1 protein-coding gene and 1 pseudogene are annotated in these 1,831 nt (G+C 33.6%); both read left to right on the top strand.

Features of this window, described 5'->3' with window-relative positions:
* The first annotated feature begins 86 nt into the window (after positions 1–86).
* Entirely contained in the window at positions 87–1,298 is a 1,212-nt protein-coding gene (locus ACMOUI_RS11235; protein ID WP_418965784.1) for a NupC/NupG family nucleoside CNT transporter, read from the top strand.
* A gap of 145 nt (positions 1,299–1,443) precedes the next feature.
* Positions 1,444–1,831: pseudogene (locus tag ACMOUI_RS11230) on the top strand (hypothetical protein); the annotation flags it as partial.

Raw genomic sequence — 1,831 nt, 5'->3', positions numbered from 1 at the left:
GTATATTTTAGAATATAATTAAAAGGATAAAGTAATTTTTGATAGTAATATCAAAATAATATTATAGTTATAGAGGAGCTGGTAATGTGTCTATACTGAGAAGTATATTCGGGATTTTTGTAATTTTATTTTTAGGTTATCTTCTATCTTATGATAGAAAAAATATCAAATGGAGAACTATCTTAGCTGGTTTTGCACTACAGTTTGTTTTTGCTTTTATAGTTATGAAAACAACTGGTGGAGCTTTTGTTCTAGAATCTGTTTCAAATGGATTTAATAAGATAATCGCTCAGGCCAATGAGGGTATTCAGTTTGTTTTTGGTGGTCTTTACTCTCCAGGAACTAATATCGCATTTGTTTTTGCTTTTAATGTTTTACCGCTTATCATTTTCTTTGGTGCTTTAATATCTGTTTTATATCACCTTGGAATAATGCAGCTTGTTATTAAATACATCGGTGGAGGAATTTCAAAACTTTTAGGAACTAAAGAGGCTGAATCGGTATCTGCCGCAGCTAACATTTTCCTAGGTCAAACTGAAGCGCCACTAGTTATAAAGCCTTATATCGCAAATTTAAGTAGATCACAACTTTTTGCTGTTTTAACTTGTGGAGTTGCCTCTGTTTCTGGTTCAACTCTTGCTGCTTATGCCGCTCTTGGTGTACCTATGAAATATTTGATTGCAGGTTCTTTTATGGCTGCTCCAAGCGGATTGGTATTCGCTAAACTGATCATGCCTGAAACTCAAGCTGAATCAGAGGATGAAAAGATTGAGTTTACAAAGAGTGATTCTGTTAACGTTATCGAAGCTGCTGCAAAGGGAACTATAGATGGTATGAATATCGCTCTTATAATCGGAGCTATCCTTATCTCATTTATCGCATTAGTTTCACTAGTTAATATGATTTTAGGTGGAATTGGTGATTTAATTGGAATTCAATTAACTCTTCAATCTATTCTTGGTTATATCTTTGCACCTATTACTTACGCTATGGGAATCCCTTGGCACGAGGCTGTTTATACAGGAAGTTTACTGGGACAAAAGATGGTTCTTAATGAGTTCGTTGCTTATGTTGACTTTACAAAAAATTTAGCTGGACTTTCAGAAAAAACAATTGCTATAATGAGTTTCGCTCTACTTGGATTTGCTAACGTAGCTTCTCTAGGACTTCAAATTGGAGCTTTAGGAGCTATTGCACCTAATAGAAGAAGTGAGATTGCTCAAGTGGGTATGAGAGCTGTTTTAGCAGGTTTCTTAGCTTCTCTTTTAAACGGAGTTATTGCTGGGGTATTCTTCTAAAAACTATATATCTATATATTTTAAGACAGGAAAATTTCCTGTCTTTTTTATTATATATTTTTTATATTCTATTTATTTTCTATTGTTTTTTAAATCTTTATATTATATACTCGTACAGATAAAAACAATAAACTAGGAGGAAACAATGAAGAAAAAAATCAGAATACCCGATACCTATGTCATTATCTTTTTTGTAGTTATCTTTGCAGCAATTCTTACCTATCTTGTTCCAGTTGGTAGTTTTACCATGGAAAAAATACAGTATGCCACTGAAGCTGGTATGAAAACAAGAACCGTTCCTGTTCCAGGAAGTTTTAAATATGCAGTGAATGATTTAGGGCAACCACTTATTAAAGGTGTGCCTATATTTGCAGCTGGTGGAGATATGAGTATCACTAACTATATCTTTGAAGGTCTTGTTAGTGGTGATAAATGGGGAACTGCCGTTGGTATTATAGCCTTTATCCTTATCACTGGTGGTGCTTTTGGAATTATTTTAAAAACTAAAGCTGTAGAGGCTGGAATACTTAATA

Source organism: Cetobacterium sp. (assembly GCF_048470075.1).
GTDB lineage: Bacteria > Fusobacteriota > Fusobacteriia > Fusobacteriales > Fusobacteriaceae > Cetobacterium_A.
The sequence above is the reverse complement of the archived record's forward strand: the minus strand, read 5'-3'. Positions and strand labels throughout refer to the sequence as shown.